The 16,520-nt window shown below is 49.1% G+C and carries 16 protein-coding genes; 12 read left to right on the plus strand and 4 right to left on the minus strand.

What is annotated here, in order from left to right; translation table 11 throughout:
- The first annotated feature begins 9 nt into the window (after positions 1 to 9).
- The 8 genes from AC2YIT_RS18315 (at position 10) to AC2YIT_RS18350 (ending at position 7,330) form a co-directional block, all read left to right on the plus strand.
- The gene (locus AC2YIT_RS18315) at positions 10 to 1,356 is read left to right on the plus strand and encodes a TolC family protein (RefSeq protein ID WP_487280105.1); all 1,347 of its coding nucleotides are present in this window, start codon (positions 10 to 12) and stop codon (positions 1,354 to 1,356) included.
- 122 nt (positions 1,357 to 1,478) lie between these two features.
- Entirely contained in the window at positions 1,479 to 2,639 is a 1,161-nt protein-coding gene (locus AC2YIT_RS18320) for a glycosyltransferase family 4 protein (RefSeq protein ID WP_487280106.1), read from the plus strand.
- Positions 2,632 to 3,618 carry an NAD-dependent epimerase/dehydratase family protein gene (locus tag AC2YIT_RS18325; protein ID WP_487280107.1) on the plus strand — a complete coding sequence of 329 codons (987 nt, stop codon included), beginning with the start codon at positions 2,632 to 2,634 and terminating at the stop codon, positions 3,616 to 3,618. Before AC2YIT_RS18320 ends, AC2YIT_RS18325 begins: the two co-directional genes overlap by 8 nt.
- On the plus strand, positions 3,605 to 4,765 hold the full coding sequence (locus tag AC2YIT_RS18330) for a LegC family aminotransferase (protein WP_487280108.1): 1,161 nt from the start codon (positions 3,605 to 3,607) through the stop codon (positions 4,763 to 4,765). Before AC2YIT_RS18325 ends, AC2YIT_RS18330 begins: the two co-directional genes overlap by 14 nt.
- 5 nt (positions 4,766 to 4,770) lie before the next feature.
- Positions 4,771 to 5,508 (plus strand): nucleotidyltransferase family protein, encoded by a 738-nt coding sequence (locus AC2YIT_RS18335; RefSeq protein ID WP_487280109.1) that lies wholly within the window; start codon positions 4,771 to 4,773, stop codon positions 5,506 to 5,508.
- Positions 5,509 to 5,878: 370 nt separating this feature from the next.
- Positions 5,879 to 6,718 (plus strand): CvfB family protein, encoded by an 840-nt coding sequence (locus tag AC2YIT_RS18340; RefSeq protein ID WP_430850991.1) that lies wholly within the window; start codon positions 5,879 to 5,881, stop codon positions 6,716 to 6,718.
- A gap of 43 nt (positions 6,719 to 6,761) precedes the next feature.
- Positions 6,762 to 6,962 carry a hypothetical protein gene (locus AC2YIT_RS18345; protein WP_430850989.1) on the plus strand — a complete coding sequence of 67 codons (201 nt, stop codon included), beginning with the start codon at positions 6,762 to 6,764 and terminating at the stop codon, positions 6,960 to 6,962.
- On the plus strand, positions 6,944 to 7,330 hold the full coding sequence (locus tag AC2YIT_RS18350; protein ID WP_430850987.1) for a type II toxin-antitoxin system VapC family toxin: 387 nt from the start codon (positions 6,944 to 6,946) through the stop codon (positions 7,328 to 7,330). Before AC2YIT_RS18345 ends, AC2YIT_RS18350 begins: the two co-directional genes overlap by 19 nt.
- A gap of 67 nt (positions 7,331 to 7,397) precedes the next feature.
- On the opposite strand, the gene AC2YIT_RS18355 is transcribed toward AC2YIT_RS18350, so the two are convergent.
- Both AC2YIT_RS18355 and AC2YIT_RS18360 read right to left on the minus strand, forming a co-directional pair.
- Positions 7,398 to 8,702 carry an amidohydrolase family protein gene (locus AC2YIT_RS18355; RefSeq protein ID WP_430850985.1) on the minus strand — a complete coding sequence of 435 codons (1,305 nt, stop codon included), beginning with the start codon at positions 8,700 to 8,702 and terminating at the stop codon, positions 7,398 to 7,400.
- A 28-nt stretch (positions 8,703 to 8,730) separates the two neighbouring features.
- Complete coding sequence (locus tag AC2YIT_RS18360) at positions 8,731 to 11,769, minus strand: amidohydrolase family protein (protein ID WP_487280110.1); 3,039 nt, start codon at positions 11,767 to 11,769, stop codon at positions 8,731 to 8,733.
- 117 nt (positions 11,770 to 11,886) lie between these two features.
- On the opposite strand from AC2YIT_RS18360, the gene AC2YIT_RS18365 reads away from it, so the two are divergent.
- The 4 genes from AC2YIT_RS18365 (at position 11,887) to AC2YIT_RS18380 (ending at position 14,098) form a co-directional block, all read left to right on the plus strand.
- Positions 11,887 to 12,180 carry a hypothetical protein gene (locus AC2YIT_RS18365; RefSeq protein ID WP_487280111.1) on the plus strand — a complete coding sequence of 98 codons (294 nt, stop codon included), beginning with the start codon at positions 11,887 to 11,889 and terminating at the stop codon, positions 12,178 to 12,180.
- A gap of 105 nt (positions 12,181 to 12,285) precedes the next feature.
- Entirely contained in the window at positions 12,286 to 12,918 is a 633-nt protein-coding gene (locus AC2YIT_RS18370; RefSeq protein WP_430850979.1) for a hypothetical protein, read from the plus strand.
- Between the two features lie 6 nt (positions 12,919 to 12,924).
- Entirely contained in the window at positions 12,925 to 13,680 is a 756-nt protein-coding gene (locus AC2YIT_RS18375) for a DUF3307 domain-containing protein (RefSeq protein ID WP_487280112.1), read from the plus strand.
- Positions 13,681 to 13,738: 58 nt separating this feature from the next.
- On the plus strand, positions 13,739 to 14,098 hold the full coding sequence (locus AC2YIT_RS18380; RefSeq protein ID WP_487280113.1) for a DUF4890 domain-containing protein: 360 nt from the start codon (positions 13,739 to 13,741) through the stop codon (positions 14,096 to 14,098).
- 74 nt (positions 14,099 to 14,172) lie between these two features.
- Here AC2YIT_RS18380 and AC2YIT_RS18385 read toward each other — a convergent pair whose 3' ends face one another.
- A complete protein-coding gene (locus AC2YIT_RS18385) occupies positions 14,173 to 14,754 on the minus strand; it encodes a Uma2 family endonuclease (protein ID WP_487280114.1) in 582 nt (193 codons plus the stop codon).
- Positions 14,755 to 14,814: 60 nt separating this feature from the next.
- Positions 14,815 to 16,410, minus strand: a complete 1,596-nt coding sequence (locus AC2YIT_RS18390) for a peptide chain release factor 3 (protein ID WP_487280115.1) — start codon at positions 16,408 to 16,410, stop codon at positions 14,815 to 14,817.
- Positions 16,411 to 16,520 lie beyond the last annotated feature (110 nt).

The following is a 16,520-nucleotide window of genomic DNA, read 5'->3' on the forward strand; positions in this document are numbered from 1 at the left end:
GTTTTTTACATGGGCTCGCTCACCTTTTTTAAAAAATACCAGTACACATTCATTCTCCTTTTGCTTTGCTGCACAACCGGCTGGGTCGGAGCCCGGGGCATCGCACAGCCTGCCGATACACTGGCGCTTACACTCGAACAGGCCGTGGCTACTGCGCTCAAAAACAGCTACGAAATTGAGATTGCCAAAAATAATGTCGATGCGAATACCATCCTGAACAACTACGGCGTAGCGGGCGGCTTGCCGACGGTAGCCCTCAACGCTTCCAATACCGAGCAAATCACTCAGGTAAACCAGAAACTGAACACCGGTGTGGAAATCAGCCGTAACGCCGCCGCGGGAAATAACACGCAGGCAAACCTTGCGGTAGGAATGCTCCTGTATAATGGAAAACGGGTAGTAGCTACCAAAAAACGGTTGGCCGAACTGCAATACCAAAGTTCTGAAGTACTCAATTCACAAATCCAGAATACAATTGCGCTGGTTATGACGAGCTATTACGACGTAGTTCGCCAGTTGAGTTACATCAATACGATCCGCACATCCATTATCGCTTCTGAGAAGCGCCTCGAAATCCTGCGGGTTCGCAAAGAAGCCGGTATGGCCAACAATGCGGATATTTTTCAGGCCGAAATCGATTTGAATACACTCAATCAGACTCTCCTGAACCAGCAAATGGTGGCGCAAGTCGCCAAAACGGAACTGCTTCGTACACTTACGCTTGATCCCAAGTCGGCGGTCACCATCAAGGACACCATTACAGTGGACAACAATATGCAACTGTCCACCATATTGGACCGGTTAGCTGCGAATGCCGACGTTAAAGCGGCCGACCATCAAATCAAAATCAATGAACTGATTGTCAAAGAAACATCGGCGCTGCGTTACCCTACGGTCCGTTTCAATGCAGCTTATAACTTTTCCCGCAACCAGACAGCCGCTGGTCTTACACTGCTCAACCGGGTGGTAGGTCCGCAAGCAGGGCTCACACTCGCGGTCCCGATCTACAACGGCACGGCATTCAAACGCCAGAAGCAGGCCGCTGAGATCGACACAAAAACGGCCGAATTGCAAAAAAACACGCTGCTGCGTGATTACAGCGCCAACGCGGTTAAGATGTACCAGACCTACCAGAGCTCTATCGAACAGCTGGAAAACCAGAAGAAAAACTACGCGCTCAGCAAACAACTCCTCAACCTGACCCTCCAGCGCTTTGAGCTGATCCAGGCAACGATCATCGACGTGCGCGAAGCGCAACGCAGTTTTGAAGAAGCAGGTTACAGGCTGATCAACCTGAACTATGCCGCCAAAGCTGCTGAGATTGAACTAAAAAGACTTAGTAATACGCTTCAATAAGGCCATTGACCGTCCCCGGTATCAAAATTTTTCCGGGGACGTGCATTGATTTCCATAACAGTCCTGTCCAGAATGTAACGGCTCGAAAGAGCCGGGCTTTGCAAGACTGAAATCCGAAATCAATGAAGGTACTGGCTATCCACAATATCCTCTGGTCGCATTACAAGGCCAGGGTTTTTACCCAACTTCACCAAAGGTTGCATCAGGAAGGAAACGACTTCTTTGTGCTGCAACTAGCTTTCAGCGAACTGAGCCGGCTCGGACTTAAAACGGACCTGAGCGTTCATACCTATCCTTACCAGGTCCTGTTTCCCGGCAAAGCCATCGAACAGATCGGGCATATTCAAAAAACACAAAAGTTACTCGCCGCACTCCGCCACCACCAGCCGGGAATCGTTTATCTCAATGGCTATTACGACCCATCCTATTGGTTTGTATTGGGCTATTGTAAAATCAACCAAATAAAAGTCGTGCTGGATTTCGAAAGCAGCGAAATCAGCAGACGCAGGATTTGGTGGAAAGAAGGCTTGAAAAAGGCCTTTCTCGGACAATGCAACGCACTGGTTTGCCTCGGACAGAAAGCCGCCGAATACGCGCTGAAACTGGATGTGAACCGCGAACGCATTCTCAGCACCAAAAATGTGGGTGTTGATAACGATGCCCTGCTGGAAATCTTCACACGCGAGCTGGCGTTGCGCGACCGCAGGAAAACAGAAGCCGGCCTGCCGCGCTTTAATTTCCTGTATGCGGGCAGATTCGTGGAACGCAAGAACCTGGACATGTTAATCAGGGCTTTTCATGAAGCCAAAAATCGCTCGAAAAACGGTAACGAATGGGGATTGATCCTGAGCGGTGAGGGAAGCCAGAAACCGCGGCTACAAGAACTGATTCGCTCGCTGGGCTGCGAACAAGTGCATTGGATGGAGCCCTGCGAATGGTATGAGGTACCGATTCGTTACACACTGGCCGACGTGGCCGTGCTCCCGAGTACATTTGAGCCATTCGGCTTCCTGACCAACGAGGCTATGGTATACTCGATGCCAGTACTCGTGTCCGAACGGTGCGGAAGCGCCACCGACCTCGTCATCGACGGGCTCAATGGCTTCCGGTTCGACCCTTGCAATCAAGAGGAATTTGCCGGCAAACTACAATGGTTTATGAGCCATCCCGAAAAGTTCAGGCAAATGGGCGCTAACGGCAAGGCGATCATCGATCAATGGTCACCAGACATCATCACCGAAGAACTTATTCAATCTTTTCATAAAGTATCTGCATATGATTAATCAACAAGCCAAAACGGTGCTGGTAACAGGCGGCGCAGGTTACATTGGCTCCGAACTGGTCCGAATCCTGTTGGAGGACCAGTTTCGGGTGGTCGTACTTGATAACCTCTCATTCGGTGGCGAATCGTTGTTGAGCTTCTGGGGAAACCCGGCATTCCGTTTTATCAAAGGCGACCTCCGGAACGACAACGATATCCGGGCAGCATTAAATGGGGTACATTATGTGTGCCATCTCGCCGCAATCGTTGGTGAGCCGCCTTGCAAGAAATATCCGGAACTGGCGCTGGAAGTGAACTGGCATGCATCCGTACGCCTGTACGAACTTTGCGAAGAGGCCGGAATCGACCGGTTCGTATTTGCCTCCACTTGCAGTAATTATGGCAAAATGGCTATCGCCGACGCTCTGCTCGACGAAACTGCTGAACTGAACCCGATTTCATTGTATTCGGAGACGAAAGTCAATTTTGAAAAATACTTGTTTGACCAGAAAAACAGCACTATTACGCGCACTATCCTTCGTTTTTCTACGGTTTATGGCATATCGCCACGCCCCCGGTTTGATCTCACGGTTAATGAATTCACGCGCGACGCGGCACTGGGAAAGCCGTTGCTGATCTACGGCGAAAACTTCTGGCGTCCCTATTGCCACGTGGGCGACCTGGCCCGGTCTGTAAAAATGACGCTCACAGCCGATCAGGAAAAAGTGGACGGGGAGGCATTCAACGTGGGAGATACTTCGCAGAACTATACCAAGAAAATGCTGGCGGCCGAGATCGGCAAAGCGATCCCTTCGCTCCAAGTGAATTACCATCCCGTAGTCACCGACCCACGCGATTACAAAGTGAATTGTGATAAAATCAAAAACGTACTCGGCTTTACCATCACCAAAACAGTCCCGAACGGTATCACGGAAATAGCCTCGCTATTCCGCGAACAGGTAATCAGCGAACCGATGAATGCACGCTATGGAAACGTATAGCTCTCCTGTGATCCCCCTCTGTGAGCCCAACTTGAATGGGCGCGAAAAACAGTACATGGCCGAAGCCGTCGATTCCAACTGGCTGTCGGGCGGCAGTTTCCTGCGCCGATTCGAGCAGCAATTGGCCGACTATACGGGCGCAAGGCACGTAATAGGTATATCCAATGGCACGAGCGCATTGCAGGTTGCGCTCACACTCGCGGGAGTGGAAAGAGGAGACCTCGTACTCGTCCCGGACCTCACTTTTGTAGCCACCGCGAATGCGGTAAAGTATCTCGGAGCAACTCCTATAATGGTTGATATCGACCCGCATACATGGCTGATGGACCTGGATTTGGTGCAGGATTTTCTTGAAAACCATACCTATCAAAATAGCGGCGGGTGCTTCCACCGCAAAAACCACCGGCGCATTAAAGCAGTGATACCGGTACACCTGCTGGGAAACATCTGTGAAATGGATCGGCTCAACGGTATTGCAGAACAATTTGCATTGGCGGTAGTGGAAGATGCGGCATGCTCGCTGGGGACATTTCAAAACAGTCGGCATTCGGGCACGTCCGGCCTGCTGGGGACCATGAGTTTTAACAGCAATAAAATCATTACCACAGCTGGCGGCGGAGCTATCCTGACGCATAACGATACATTGGCCAAACGCGCGCGACACCTCATTACCCAGGCTAAAAGCCATCTTACCGAATATATTCACGACGAACTCGGCTACAATTTCCGCCTTGTAAACCCGCTTGCAGCTATGGGCTGTGCGCAAATGGAGCAACTGCCTGATTTTCTGGAAAGGAAAAGGGAGGTTGCTGCGCATTATCATGAGGCGTTCGCGGAATATGAGGTTGCATTTCAGCAATTAACGCCCGGCACCGATTCCAACTATTGGCATTCCGCCATGCTGGTCGACAAAAGCCGAAGCCTGATTGCAGGATTGGCAGCCGAAAATATTGAAACGCGACCGCTGTGGACGCCGATTCATGAGCTTCCGGTATTCCGGGAGGATGTGTATCTCACACATGAGAATGTTTCATCCCAGGTATCCGGGCGTGGAATCATGCTACCCTGCTCAACATCCATAACGGACGAGCAGCTGCAAAGAGTCAGCCAAGCTGTCGGGAACCTTTTGAATAGCATCAAAAATTAAGCAATATGCTCCGGACCGCTGAAATGGGCCAATGGCCTGTGAATATCATCATTATGGCAGGTGGCAAAGGCACCCGTCTGAAACCGCTGACCGATAGCACCCACAAATCGCTCATTCCGGTAGGCGGAAAGCCCATTATCCGGCATCTGATTGATCATTTGACCATGTCAGGCTTTCGTGAAATGCACATTTCAGTGGGGCATCTGGCCGAGCAACTGACAGGCTACCTGCACGATGGCAGCGAGCTGGGCATTTCGATCCGGTATATTCAGGAACACAGTCCAATGGGCAGCGTCGGCGCTTTGACGCTGAAACATCGCTGGCCGCACGAGCATTTCCTGGTGATTAATGGAGATGTATATTCCAATTTCAATGTCGGAAACCTGTGCACCGAATACTTTTCCCGGAACGCCGATGCGACCGTTTTGACCGTACCCAATGTTGTCAAAGTACCCTACGGAGTATTTGATATGGACGCGAATGGCCGCATCGGAAGCTTTGTCGAAAAGCCGGATTACGAGTTTATGGTCAATGCGGGAATTTATCTATTCAATCAAAAAGTCCTCAATCTCTTGCCCAAGGGCATCCCTTATGAAGGATGGCAACTCATTCAATCGGCGCTGCATGCGGGGTTGCATGTTGTCGGCGTGCCGCAGACAACGGGATATTGGATTGATATTGGGAGTATGGAAATGCTTCAAAAAGCCCAGCAAATGAATCAGATAGACGTTTCCCAAGAGTAGTGGCGCTGGCATGCAATTCTTTTGAATAATCATAATACTATTACCGCCACGTTGTCAGTCCGCAAATCACAAAATGACAACAAATCGCGACTCGAATACCGGATTTTGACATGAACAACGCGCTCACGGTTACGCACAGCGAGAACGAGACGGAGCTCAATTCGTAAAGGCGCCGCAGCATTACCTGGAATGCCGGCTATTATTCTACTTGGTATTCCAATGGCGGCCACGGCAGTTTCTGCTCACTTTATCCTATCGCCTGAACCGCTCGAAGGAGAAACAGAATATGGATAAGCAAGGTGAAATGAACGATGAAGAGTAAATCGACGCGAAAGCGCTACCTTTGTATCCGAACCTCGTTATTTGAATAATGCTATTTATAGGAAAATACAATTACCTGACCATCGAGCGGGTTACCAGCGTAGGGATGTTCCTGAGCGATGTAGAAGGTGAAGAAGTGCTGCTTCCCAATCAATATATCACGGACGAGATGCAGGTCGGCGACCAGATCAAAGTGTTCGTGTATCTCGATTCGGAAGACCGGCCCGTAGCGACCACGCAGACGCCCAAAATCATCCGTAACGAGTTTGCATTCCTGGAAGTGAAAGATGTTTCCGAATATGGAGCATTCCTCGATTGGGGACTCATTAAGGATCTTTTCGTACCCTTCCGTGAGCAGCCGAAGCCGATGGAGATTGGCGAATGGCACGTCGTGTTCCTCTACCTCGATCAGAAATCGCAACGCCTGCTGGCCTCCGCCAAAATCGACAAATTCCTTGAAAACGACCGGCTCACCGTAGCGGAAGGTGAAGAAGTGGATTTGCTGGTATGGCAGAAAACCGATCTGGGCTATAATGTGGTCGTGAACCAATACCACAAGGGCCTCGTTTACGCCAACGAGGTATTTCAGCCATTGCAAATCGGTGATACGCTGAAAGGTTATGTCAAAAAAATCCGTGAGGAAAATAAGCTGGATATCAGCCTCCAAAAGACGGGCTACGACGTCGTAGAGCCGGTAGCGAAGCAAATTCTGGAAGAAGTCAAAAAAGGCAAGGGCTTTCTGAACCTTTCCGACAGCTCATCACCCGAGGCTATTTACAATAGACTTAAAATCAGCAAAAAAGTATTCAAAAAGGCGATCGGCGGGCTGTATAAACAGGGTATTATCCGCATTACTGATGATGGGATTTACCTGGTGGGAGAAAGTTGATTGTATTTTTGTAAATTGATTTTTGAAACAAACTGGTCGGACCATGAAAACCATTGAAATAGAAATCACGGACGATAAAGCGTTAAAACTTCTATTGGATATGGAGGAAATGCACTTGATCAAGGTTCTCCGGAACCGGCGACCGCTTTCAGAATTGAGAAAACAAATCAAGTCGCCAATGACAAATCAAGAAATTGATTCACAGTTAAACACACTAAGGAATGAATGGAAGAGAGATATCTGATAGACACCAGCGCGGTTATTAAGTATCTGAATGCCACATTACCCCTGTCCGGGCTACATTTTATAGACGGGATCATTGATAATGAATCAATTATTTCACTGATAACGGAGATTGAATTGCGTGTTTGGGAGCCTAGTGACATGATGGACAAAGTGGTTTACGAGATGTTCATAAGCGGCTCTACCGTCCTGGATTTGAACCGTGCCATTGTTGATCAAACCATAGCAGTCAGGAAGAAATACAGATTGAAACTTCCAGATGCGTTTATCGCCGCAACGGCAATTGTCAACAATTTGACATTGATAGCGGACAATGACAGAGATTTCGGCAAGGTTGATATTTTGAAATACATAAATCCAAATCACTAAAAACAAAAGCCATCCGCTATACAAACGGATGGCTTTTCAATTCCTGACCTATTGACTTTTTGACTGGCTACTTCTTTCCATACTTGTCCTTATATTTCTCATAAAGTCGCTTCTGCTTGTCGTCGAGGTTGACCTTTCCACCGCGGATATATGCCGCTTGAATCATATTGCCACGCATATCGAGGATATCGCCATCAGAAATGAGCAGAGAAGCTTGCTTGCCTTTTTCGAGCGTTCCTACCTGCTTCCCGGCACCGATAATATCGGCTGCATTACGTGTAACAAATTGCAATGCTTCCTCCGAGGTTACCCCGCTGAAGCCGGATGCGGTACCGGCCAGAAAACCGAGATTGCGTGTACGCCACCATTCATCTGCGTAGGTAATAGCTACTTTTACACCCGCCTTGTGGAGTATTCCCGGCAGCTCGTAGGGAAGGTAAACGTTTTCGTCGACACCTTCCGGCAGCCGGTGTGTGGTGTTGATAATTACGGGAACCTGGTTTTCCTTCAAAAAGGCGGTCACTTTGTAGGACTCGTTACCACCTGCAATGACGATCTTTTTCACACCTGCTTCCTGCGCAAAACGGATCGACTCGATAATATCCTTCGCGTAGTCGGCGCGGATGTAAAGGTTGGCCGTACCTGCAAAAAGCGGCTTCATCGCTTCCAGGCGAAGGTTTACAGGGTTTGGATTGGCGATTTCAGCGTAAGCTTTTGCCTCGGCAAATGTCTTTTTGAAGAGATCTATTACCTCCTGACGCTTGTCGTTTCGCTTGATGGAATACGTGAAAGTCTCGTTATCGAAATTCCCTGCCAGAAAAGCAGGCCAGCTTAGCCAGATACCATCATCCTTTTTCAATACCGCATCCTCCCAATTCCATCCGTCACTGTAAAAAACGGATGACGAGCCAGAGATCGCACCGCCTTGCGGCACGGCCTGCGATACCAGGATCCCATTACCCCGCAAGGTTGGTATCACTTCCGAATCGGTGTTGTAAGCCACGAGCGCACGCACGTGCGGATTGATCTCCCCTACCTCACGGTAATCGAGCGTAGCCCTTACCGACGCAATTTCCTGCAACCCGACGGTCGTATTCAGGGAGATCAGGCCTGGGAAAATATGTTTTCCCTTCACATCGACAGTTTCGGCGCCGACCGGGCTTGTTACCGAAGCCGTCGGCCCTACCTGCGTGATGATTCCTTTGTCGAACGCGATAGCGCCGTTCTGGATCACCTCCCCGTTTCCCAGGTGTATCGTAGCACCGGTGAGCACTACCGGTTTGGTTTGCGGTTTCGCCGGGGCCGGATTTTGCGCTTGCGCTCCGGCTGTCAGTCCCAGCAGAAGACCGGCGATCAGTTTATATCTTTTCATAAAAATCAATTTGAATGTCCTGAAACAGTTATTTACCGGCATGGATATCAACATGCTCTGCGTGAATTCCCACTACGTCTTCGCAATGCCACATATGTGGTTTAATCGCTTCCGGTTTTTGCGTAGGTTTACCTTCTGCTTTTTCACCCAGCATTTTCTGGATCAGCCTTTCACGCTCCACGGCAATGGATTTCTGTTTCTCTTCATCCTTTTTGCGGTCAAAATAAATCGCGCCTTCGACCATCGTGAAGTCGGGCCTAGCATATACCGAAAGCGGGTTTGCATTCCACAGTACCAGGTCGGCATCCTTACCAGCCTTCACACTTCCCATGCGGTCGTCGACATGCAACAGTTTGGCAGGATTCAAAGTGACCATTTTCCAGGCCTCTTCTTCCGGAACGCCGCCATACTCCACCGTCTTGGCAGCTTCCTGGTTCAGGCGACGGGCCATTTCGGCATCGTCGGAGTTGATCGCCACCGTCACACCTTCGTGATACATCAATGCCGCATTGTATGGAATCGCCTCTTTTACCTCCATTTTATAGGCCCACCAATCGGCAAACGTCGAGCCGCCGATACCCCGTTTCTGCATACCGTCGGCGAGTTTGTAACCTTCCAGGATGTGAGTAAATGTATTGATCCGGAATTTGAGTGAGTCCGCTACGTGCATGAGCATATTGATTTCGGATTGCACATAGGAATGGCAGGTAATGAAGCGCTCGTTATTGAGTATCTCCGCCAGTGCATCAAGCTCGATATCGCGGCGGGGTGGCGCGATATTCGCCTTTTTAGCGTTTGCATTGTAACTCTTCCAACTGGCAGCATACTCTTTCGCACGCAGAAAATGGTCGAAATAGATTTGTTCCACGCCCATACGCGTTTGCGGGAAACGCACACGCTGCACATCGCCCCAGTTCGACTGCTTCACGTTTTCACCCAATGCGAATTTGATCGTTTTCACCTCCGGGATGAGCATTTCCGATTGGCTTGCTCCCCATTTCAGCTTGATCATCGCACTTTGCCCGCCGATCGAGTTCGCTGAGCCGTGCAGCAAATGCGAGGCGGTAACGCCGCCCGCCAGTTGTCGGTAAATGTTGATATCGTCAGGATTGATCACATCGCTCATGCGCACCTCTGCCGAGCTGGATTGCCCGCCTTCGTTGATGCTGAAAAGCGCAATATGCGAGTGTTCATCAATAATCCCGCTGGTAAGGTGCTTACCTGTTCCATCGATCGTTCTTGCTCCTAACGGTGCTGCGAGGCCCTTCCCTACTTTGGCAATTTTGCCGTTCTGCACAATCACGTCGGCATTTTGCAAAATACCGTCTTTTTCGTTCGTCCAGATCGTCGCATTTTTGATCAATACCGTTTCTTTCGCAGGTAATGTTTCGTTTCCGTAGCCTACGAATGGATACACAATTGGCCCAGTTTCTTTGCTTTTCGGCTTAGTGGTATCAGCGGCAGCCACTGTTGTATTCTTTTCCGTAAACGCGGCGCTCCACGGAATAACTGTTCCATCAGGCAACACTCCTTCCCCGCTGAACCCGTTTCCGCTCAACCAACCGGTGAGACGGGTCGTACCACCCACTTTTTTGTCTTGCTGATAGCTCAATGTAAGCAATGCATTCGCCAGGATAATTTTGGGGGTGATGTTGATCGAGTCGTGTACCGTGATCTTGTATTCGGGCTTTTCCGGAGATCCGGTGATCTGTAACTTTCCGGCAGGCTGGTTGTTCAGCGACAGCGAGTAAGTACCCCTGATGTCTGGCGCGTCCAATGCCGTTAGCACGAATTTCTTGCCCTGGATCCAGTTTTCGTAGATTATGTTGTCTTTCGAAAACAAATCTCCCGAAGTAATGATAAAGTTGGCCAGCATTCCTGATTTCAGGCTTCCGATCTTGTTATCGGCTTTGACCAGCGAGGCTGGAAGGGTGGTGAGCGCGGCCAGTGCTCTTTCTTTAGGCAAGCCATATTCAACGGCTGTCCGCAGGTTTTTCCAGAAATCGGCTTTATTCCGCAATCCCGCGGTAGTCAATGCAAAAGGAATCTCCGCTTTCGCAACCTCCGATGCATTACGTGGCGCCAGTTCCCAGTGTTTCAGCTGACTCATAGTTACCACTTCCGCATCCCACGGGTCGGTCACATCATAGGCATCCGGGAATACCAGCGGTAACACCAGCGTTGCCTTGCTGGCCTTTATCTCCTGAATCCGCTGATATTCGTCTCCTCCTCCGCGAATAATATATTGTATTCCAAATTCATCTCCGATCTTGTCAGCCCGGAGGATACTGTATTTGTCACCTGCTTCAAAAAATGAAGGCAGCGCTTTAATCTGATTGAATGCTTCGAGCGATAGGTTGGTTTCCTTTTTGCTCCCGCCTTTCGCATACCAGTCGGCATCGTAGTAATTTTGTCTCAAAAGCGCCACCACGCCCATTCCCGACGACGGATAGGTTTGTGATGAACTCCCTTTGCCAAAAGAAAAATGGGCCGATGCTTTGCCGTTAAGCATGGCTTTGTTTGCTGGTTCGTCGGTAAGAGTCACGAGCGCGCCGCTTCCGCGGACAATACCGTCGTGTGAATGTACCAGTACGGTACCGAAACCGATCTTCCTCAAATCGCCTGCTTTTTTAGAATCGGGTGTAAAAAGAGCACTGGCATCCGTTTCGGGCTGAATGGCCTGATTCCAACCGAATGCACCTTTCTTATTCGATTCCAATTGAGGGGTTTGCCGGCCGCCACCGCCTTGCGCCCTTCTCACTTCGGGCATGCCGTAGTCAGAATCCAGTTCGATGAGTGATGCGTAAATGAATTTACCTTTCAGATCGACTGTAACCGTACCGGCGGGGATTTTCACCTGCTTACCAGTTTCCCGGATCACACCATCTTCGATCAGCATCGTGGCATTCTCGATGGTAGTTTTCGGGTCCACCACGATCGTCGCATTTGTGAAAGCGTAACGCCCTGTTCTTTCATCATAGGCGCCGTTTCTCGGAAAAGTCTCCTGTGCGTGGCAATACACCGCCAGCGTTATGCAGCCTAATATCGTTGATAATTGTTTAAACATATATTGTTGTCTTAATTACAATTGTGCCTTACAATATACAAGTAAAATCGGTAAATCAGGGCTCTGAGGCGTATCTTGCAACTGTTTTCACCGTTGTTCACCATCTTTCCACCGATTATGACATTCGAACAATTCCAGGAATCGATTTCCCAACCCACTCCTCCCAAAGGCCTTCCGGTCCTCCTGGAAGCACTTTGGCACGACGCCAATGGCGATTGGGAAGCAGCTCATAATATCGCCCAAAGCCGGGAGGGAACTCAGGCCTACGATCGTTTACACGCCTATTTGCACCGCGTCGAAGGCGATGCTTTCAATGCAGGATATTGGTACCGGCGTGCTGGTGCAGAGGTGTATAAAGGAAGTCTGAAAGAAGAATGGGCTCATCTGGCGAATCTGTTTCTAAAAGCATAAGGCTTTTCCCTTATATAGGATAGATATAAGGTTTTTAGCTTATATATTTAAAATATAAGGCTTTTAACTTATATTTGACCATTATAAGCAAAAAACCTTATACCCATGAAAGCATTCCGGGCGGTTATAACCGCTGATATGGTAAACTCCACGCAGTTTTCGCACGAGGAATCGACCACATGGCTGGAAGAATTACTGGCTATTTTGCATCAAAATCAGGCTTTTAACTGGGCGCTGAAACCGGAAATATACCGCGGCGACAGCTTTCAGGCCGTTTTGAAAAATCCCGACGAAGCCATGCGCATGGCCATACTCGCACGGGCCTGCATGCGTAAGCACGCCCTCAATGCGGACATGCGCGTAGCCATTGGTATTGGCCATACCGAGCAACTCACCGACCGCCCGGGCACATCCGATGGCGAGGCCTTCAGGCTTTCGGGACGCCTGGCAGATACGATCCGCCAGCAGAAAGCCAGGATCGGTATCGCGCTCCCCAGACCATCGGAGCCTTTATCGGCGACACTGGATTTGCTCGAAACAGTCATCGAAAACTGGACGATAGCTCAAAGCCAGGTAATTGAAGCGCTCTTGTTAGGCAAAAATGTGACCCAGATAGCCGAGATACTATCCATCAGCCAGCCCGCAGCAAGCCAGCGGGTTGCTGCGTCAAAATGGTGGGCTATTGATAGTTTTCTTACTACCTTTCCAAAGCAATTATCACTATACACCAAACGCTAAACGGCTATGACAGAATTTCTGCTGCTTCTTTTGGCACACGTTCTCGTAGATTTTTACTGGCAGCCTACCAGGTGGGTAACCGACAAAAAGGAGAAAAAATACAAATCCCGGTATTTGTATTTCCACATACTGCTCGTCATAATCGTCTCCTATATTGCCCTGCACCAATGGCAAAACCCGCTCCCGGCCATTGCACTCGGCATAGCGCACGGAGTGATCGATCTTGTCAAAATATCATTTGACAAGAAGGGCTCTCTCACCTGGTTTATCGCCGATCAGGCAGCACACCTGGCTACCATTGCATTTATCGCGCTCATTCTGACCGGCAACATATCTATTGGCTTTGAAGCCCTCATCACATGGTTTAATACGCCTAAAACCCTGGCAGCCTTATCCGGGGCGCTGCTTTCATTGTCGCCCATTTCGTTTTTGGTAGGCATTCTGACCAAACCCTGGCGGGAGGAACTCAGTAAACTTGCGCCGGAAGCAGACGATAACCTTGTCAGCGCAGGCCGTTGGATAGGTATGTCTGAGCGGCTGCTCATTTTTGTTTTTGTATTAGTCAATCAATATTCGGCCATCGGCTTCCTCATCGCCGCCAAATCACTGTTGAGGTACAACGATAAGTCAACAGAACCGGGCATTCCTCCGGCATATATCAGCAAGAAATCAGAATACGTGCTGGTAGGCACGCTGATGAGTTATACCTGTGCCATTGCCGTCGCGCTCGCTGTCCAGATACTCAGTCGAAAATTTAAATAGCGCATTAAACTTGCCGCACCTTTTTATATCTAACCCGGGTATCTAAACTTTTTTGACCATGAGGAAATCACTGTTAGCCATTTTACTGGCATTTGTAAGCTTCACAACTTTCGCGCAACGCGGGGGCAATGCAACGCCCGAGCAGCGCGCCGAGAACCAGACCAAGACTTTGACCGAAAACCTCAAACTTTCGGATGATCAGCAGAAAAAAGTATACGACCTTAGCCTCGCCCGCGCCAAGAAAATGCAGGAATTAAGGGATTCTCAAAACATGGACCGCGAGCAAATGCGGGCCTCGATGGAGACTTTCAATACCGAACTCGGCAAAATCCTCACCGTAGAACAAACGGAAAAATACAAAACCATGCTCGAAGACCGCCGGAATAACCGCGGCGGCGGAGGAGGACCGCGAAACTAATGCTGATCAAAAATAAAACAGGCTGCCATATTTGAAATGTGGCAGCCTGTTTTAGTATAGATTACTTTGTTATTCTAAATTACGCCCTCCTGCTTCAAAAGATCATTCAGGCAAAATTGGTATTGATCAAAAACGGGGATCATTTCCTCCCATTCATAGACAGTCCATTCGCGTGAATTGCCCATTACCATGATCTTACGATTTTCTGTCAAAATCCAGATCACCCGTTCGGTACCAAATTCGATCATTTTTTCGCTTTTACGAGAAATATACTCCTCGGGACTAGGGAACTGATCTGCCTCGATTTTCACATCTACCTCGATCGCGATTTTCGGAGGTACGTCGGGGTACTTTTTTGAGAAGACATCCTTGATTGTCGCCTTTTCAAAAACGGCAATATCGTTAGTCAGGTTGTTTCCACGCGAAACGTGCAGTCCGGATTCATTGCAAAGCACCCAGTACTGTTTACCTTTCAACATTTCCTTAAGATAAGGAAAAACAATACTGACGACCAGCGCCTGTAAAAAACTGCAGCCCATAACTTCTTCCGGAGACAATTTATTTTCCAGTACCTTCTTGTAACCCTTGCGGTACAAGGGGCGTCCGTCGAGTTCTTCGAAGATCAAGCTAGCAGGAATCGTCTCGGTGAGTATCATGGTTCTTTCAATTAGCTTCTAAGCAAATATAACGAATTTCAACCTCACTCAAAATCAGCGTCAAAGTGCCATTTCGGTCTTAAACTCCGACGTGAAATGGAAATGAATCGCCGGGTTGTTTTCGCGGTTCATGCGGATCATCCACTCCGATTCGGCAAGGAAAACCGGATTACGGTCCTTGTCGTAGGCGATTTGGTTGCCTTTGAGGCGTATAAACTGATCCATGGCCGGTTTATCGTCGGCGGTGAGCCAGCAGGCGCGGGAGATATTCATCGGCACCCAGCGACATTTGGCACCATATTCGTGTTCGAGGCGGTACTGGATTACGTCAAATTGAAGTTCTCCAACGGTACCTACCACTTTTCTATTGCCAAGGTCCAGGGTGAAGAGCTGCGCCACACCTTCGTCGGTGAGCTGCTGGATACCTTTTTCCAATTGTTTGGATTTCATCGGATCCATATTGATCAGTTCCTTAAAAATCTCCGGCGAGAAACTCGGGATACCGGAAAATTGCAGGTTTTCCCCCTCAGTCAATGTATCCCCGATTTTGAAATTACCCGTATCATACAGACCGACCACATCGCCCGGGAAACCCTCTTCCATCACGCTCTTATCCGAAGCCATGAAGGTGAACGGGCTCGAAAAACGCACATCCTTGCCCAGACGCACGTGTTTATAAAATTTACCCCGCTCAAATTTACCTGAGCAAATGCGCAAAAACGCAATGCGGTCCCGGTGACGGGGATCGAGGTTAGCGTGGATTTTAAATACAAACCCGGTGAATTTCGGTTCCGTAGGCTCTACCTCGCGTACGTCTGTAGGGCGTGGTTGTGGAATGGGCGAGATATCGCAGAATGTATCAAGCAATTCCTTGATCCCGAAGTTATTGATCGCACTTCCGAAGAATACCGGCGCAAGCTGGCCTTTCTGATAAGCCTCTTCCGAGAACGCATCGTAAACGCCTTCTACGAGTTCAACGTCCTCTGTCAGTTGGTTTGCATCTCTTTCCCCAAGCACCTCGACCAACTTCTCATCTTCGAGGTTCACCTTCGCTACGTCGTTCTCGATCTTAGTTTTATTGATTTTGAAGAAATACAGCATTTGCTCGTACAAGCTGTAAACACCCTTGAAATTGGCGCCCATATTGATCGGCCAGGTAAGCGGGCGAACGCGGATATTCAGCTTGCTTTCGAGCTCATCAAGTAACTCGAATGGATTCTGGCCTTCGCGGTCGAGCTTGTTGATGAACACGATCACAGGGGTGTTACGCATGCGACAAACCTCCATCAAACGCTCTGTTTGCTCTTCGACACCCTTCACGCAGTCAACGACGAGGATTACGCTATCCACGGCGGTCAATGTGCGGTAAGTATCTTCGGCAAAGTCCTTGTGCCCAGGTGTATCGAGGATATTGATCAGCAGGTCCTTATATTCAAAGGTCATTACCGACGTTGCCACCGAGATACCACGCTGCTTCTCGATCTCCATAAAGTCGGAAGTTGCAGTCTTCTTGATTTTATTGGACTTTACCGCACCGGCTGTCTGGATCGCGCCACCGAAAAGGAGCAACTTTTCGGTCAAAGTGGTTTTCCCGGCATCGGGGTGGCTGATGATCGCAAACGTGCGGCGCTTCTTAATTTCTTGTAAATTACTCATATATGCCTGGCAGCGAGTGCCAATGGTTGGTCAAAATTTGCGCAAAGATACGAATTAAAAAAAGCCGCCCCTAGCAGGAGCGGCTCTAAATTCCGTCAGCTGACGTCACA

It is taken from the genome of Dyadobacter sp. SRI_021, from assembly GCF_057586235.1.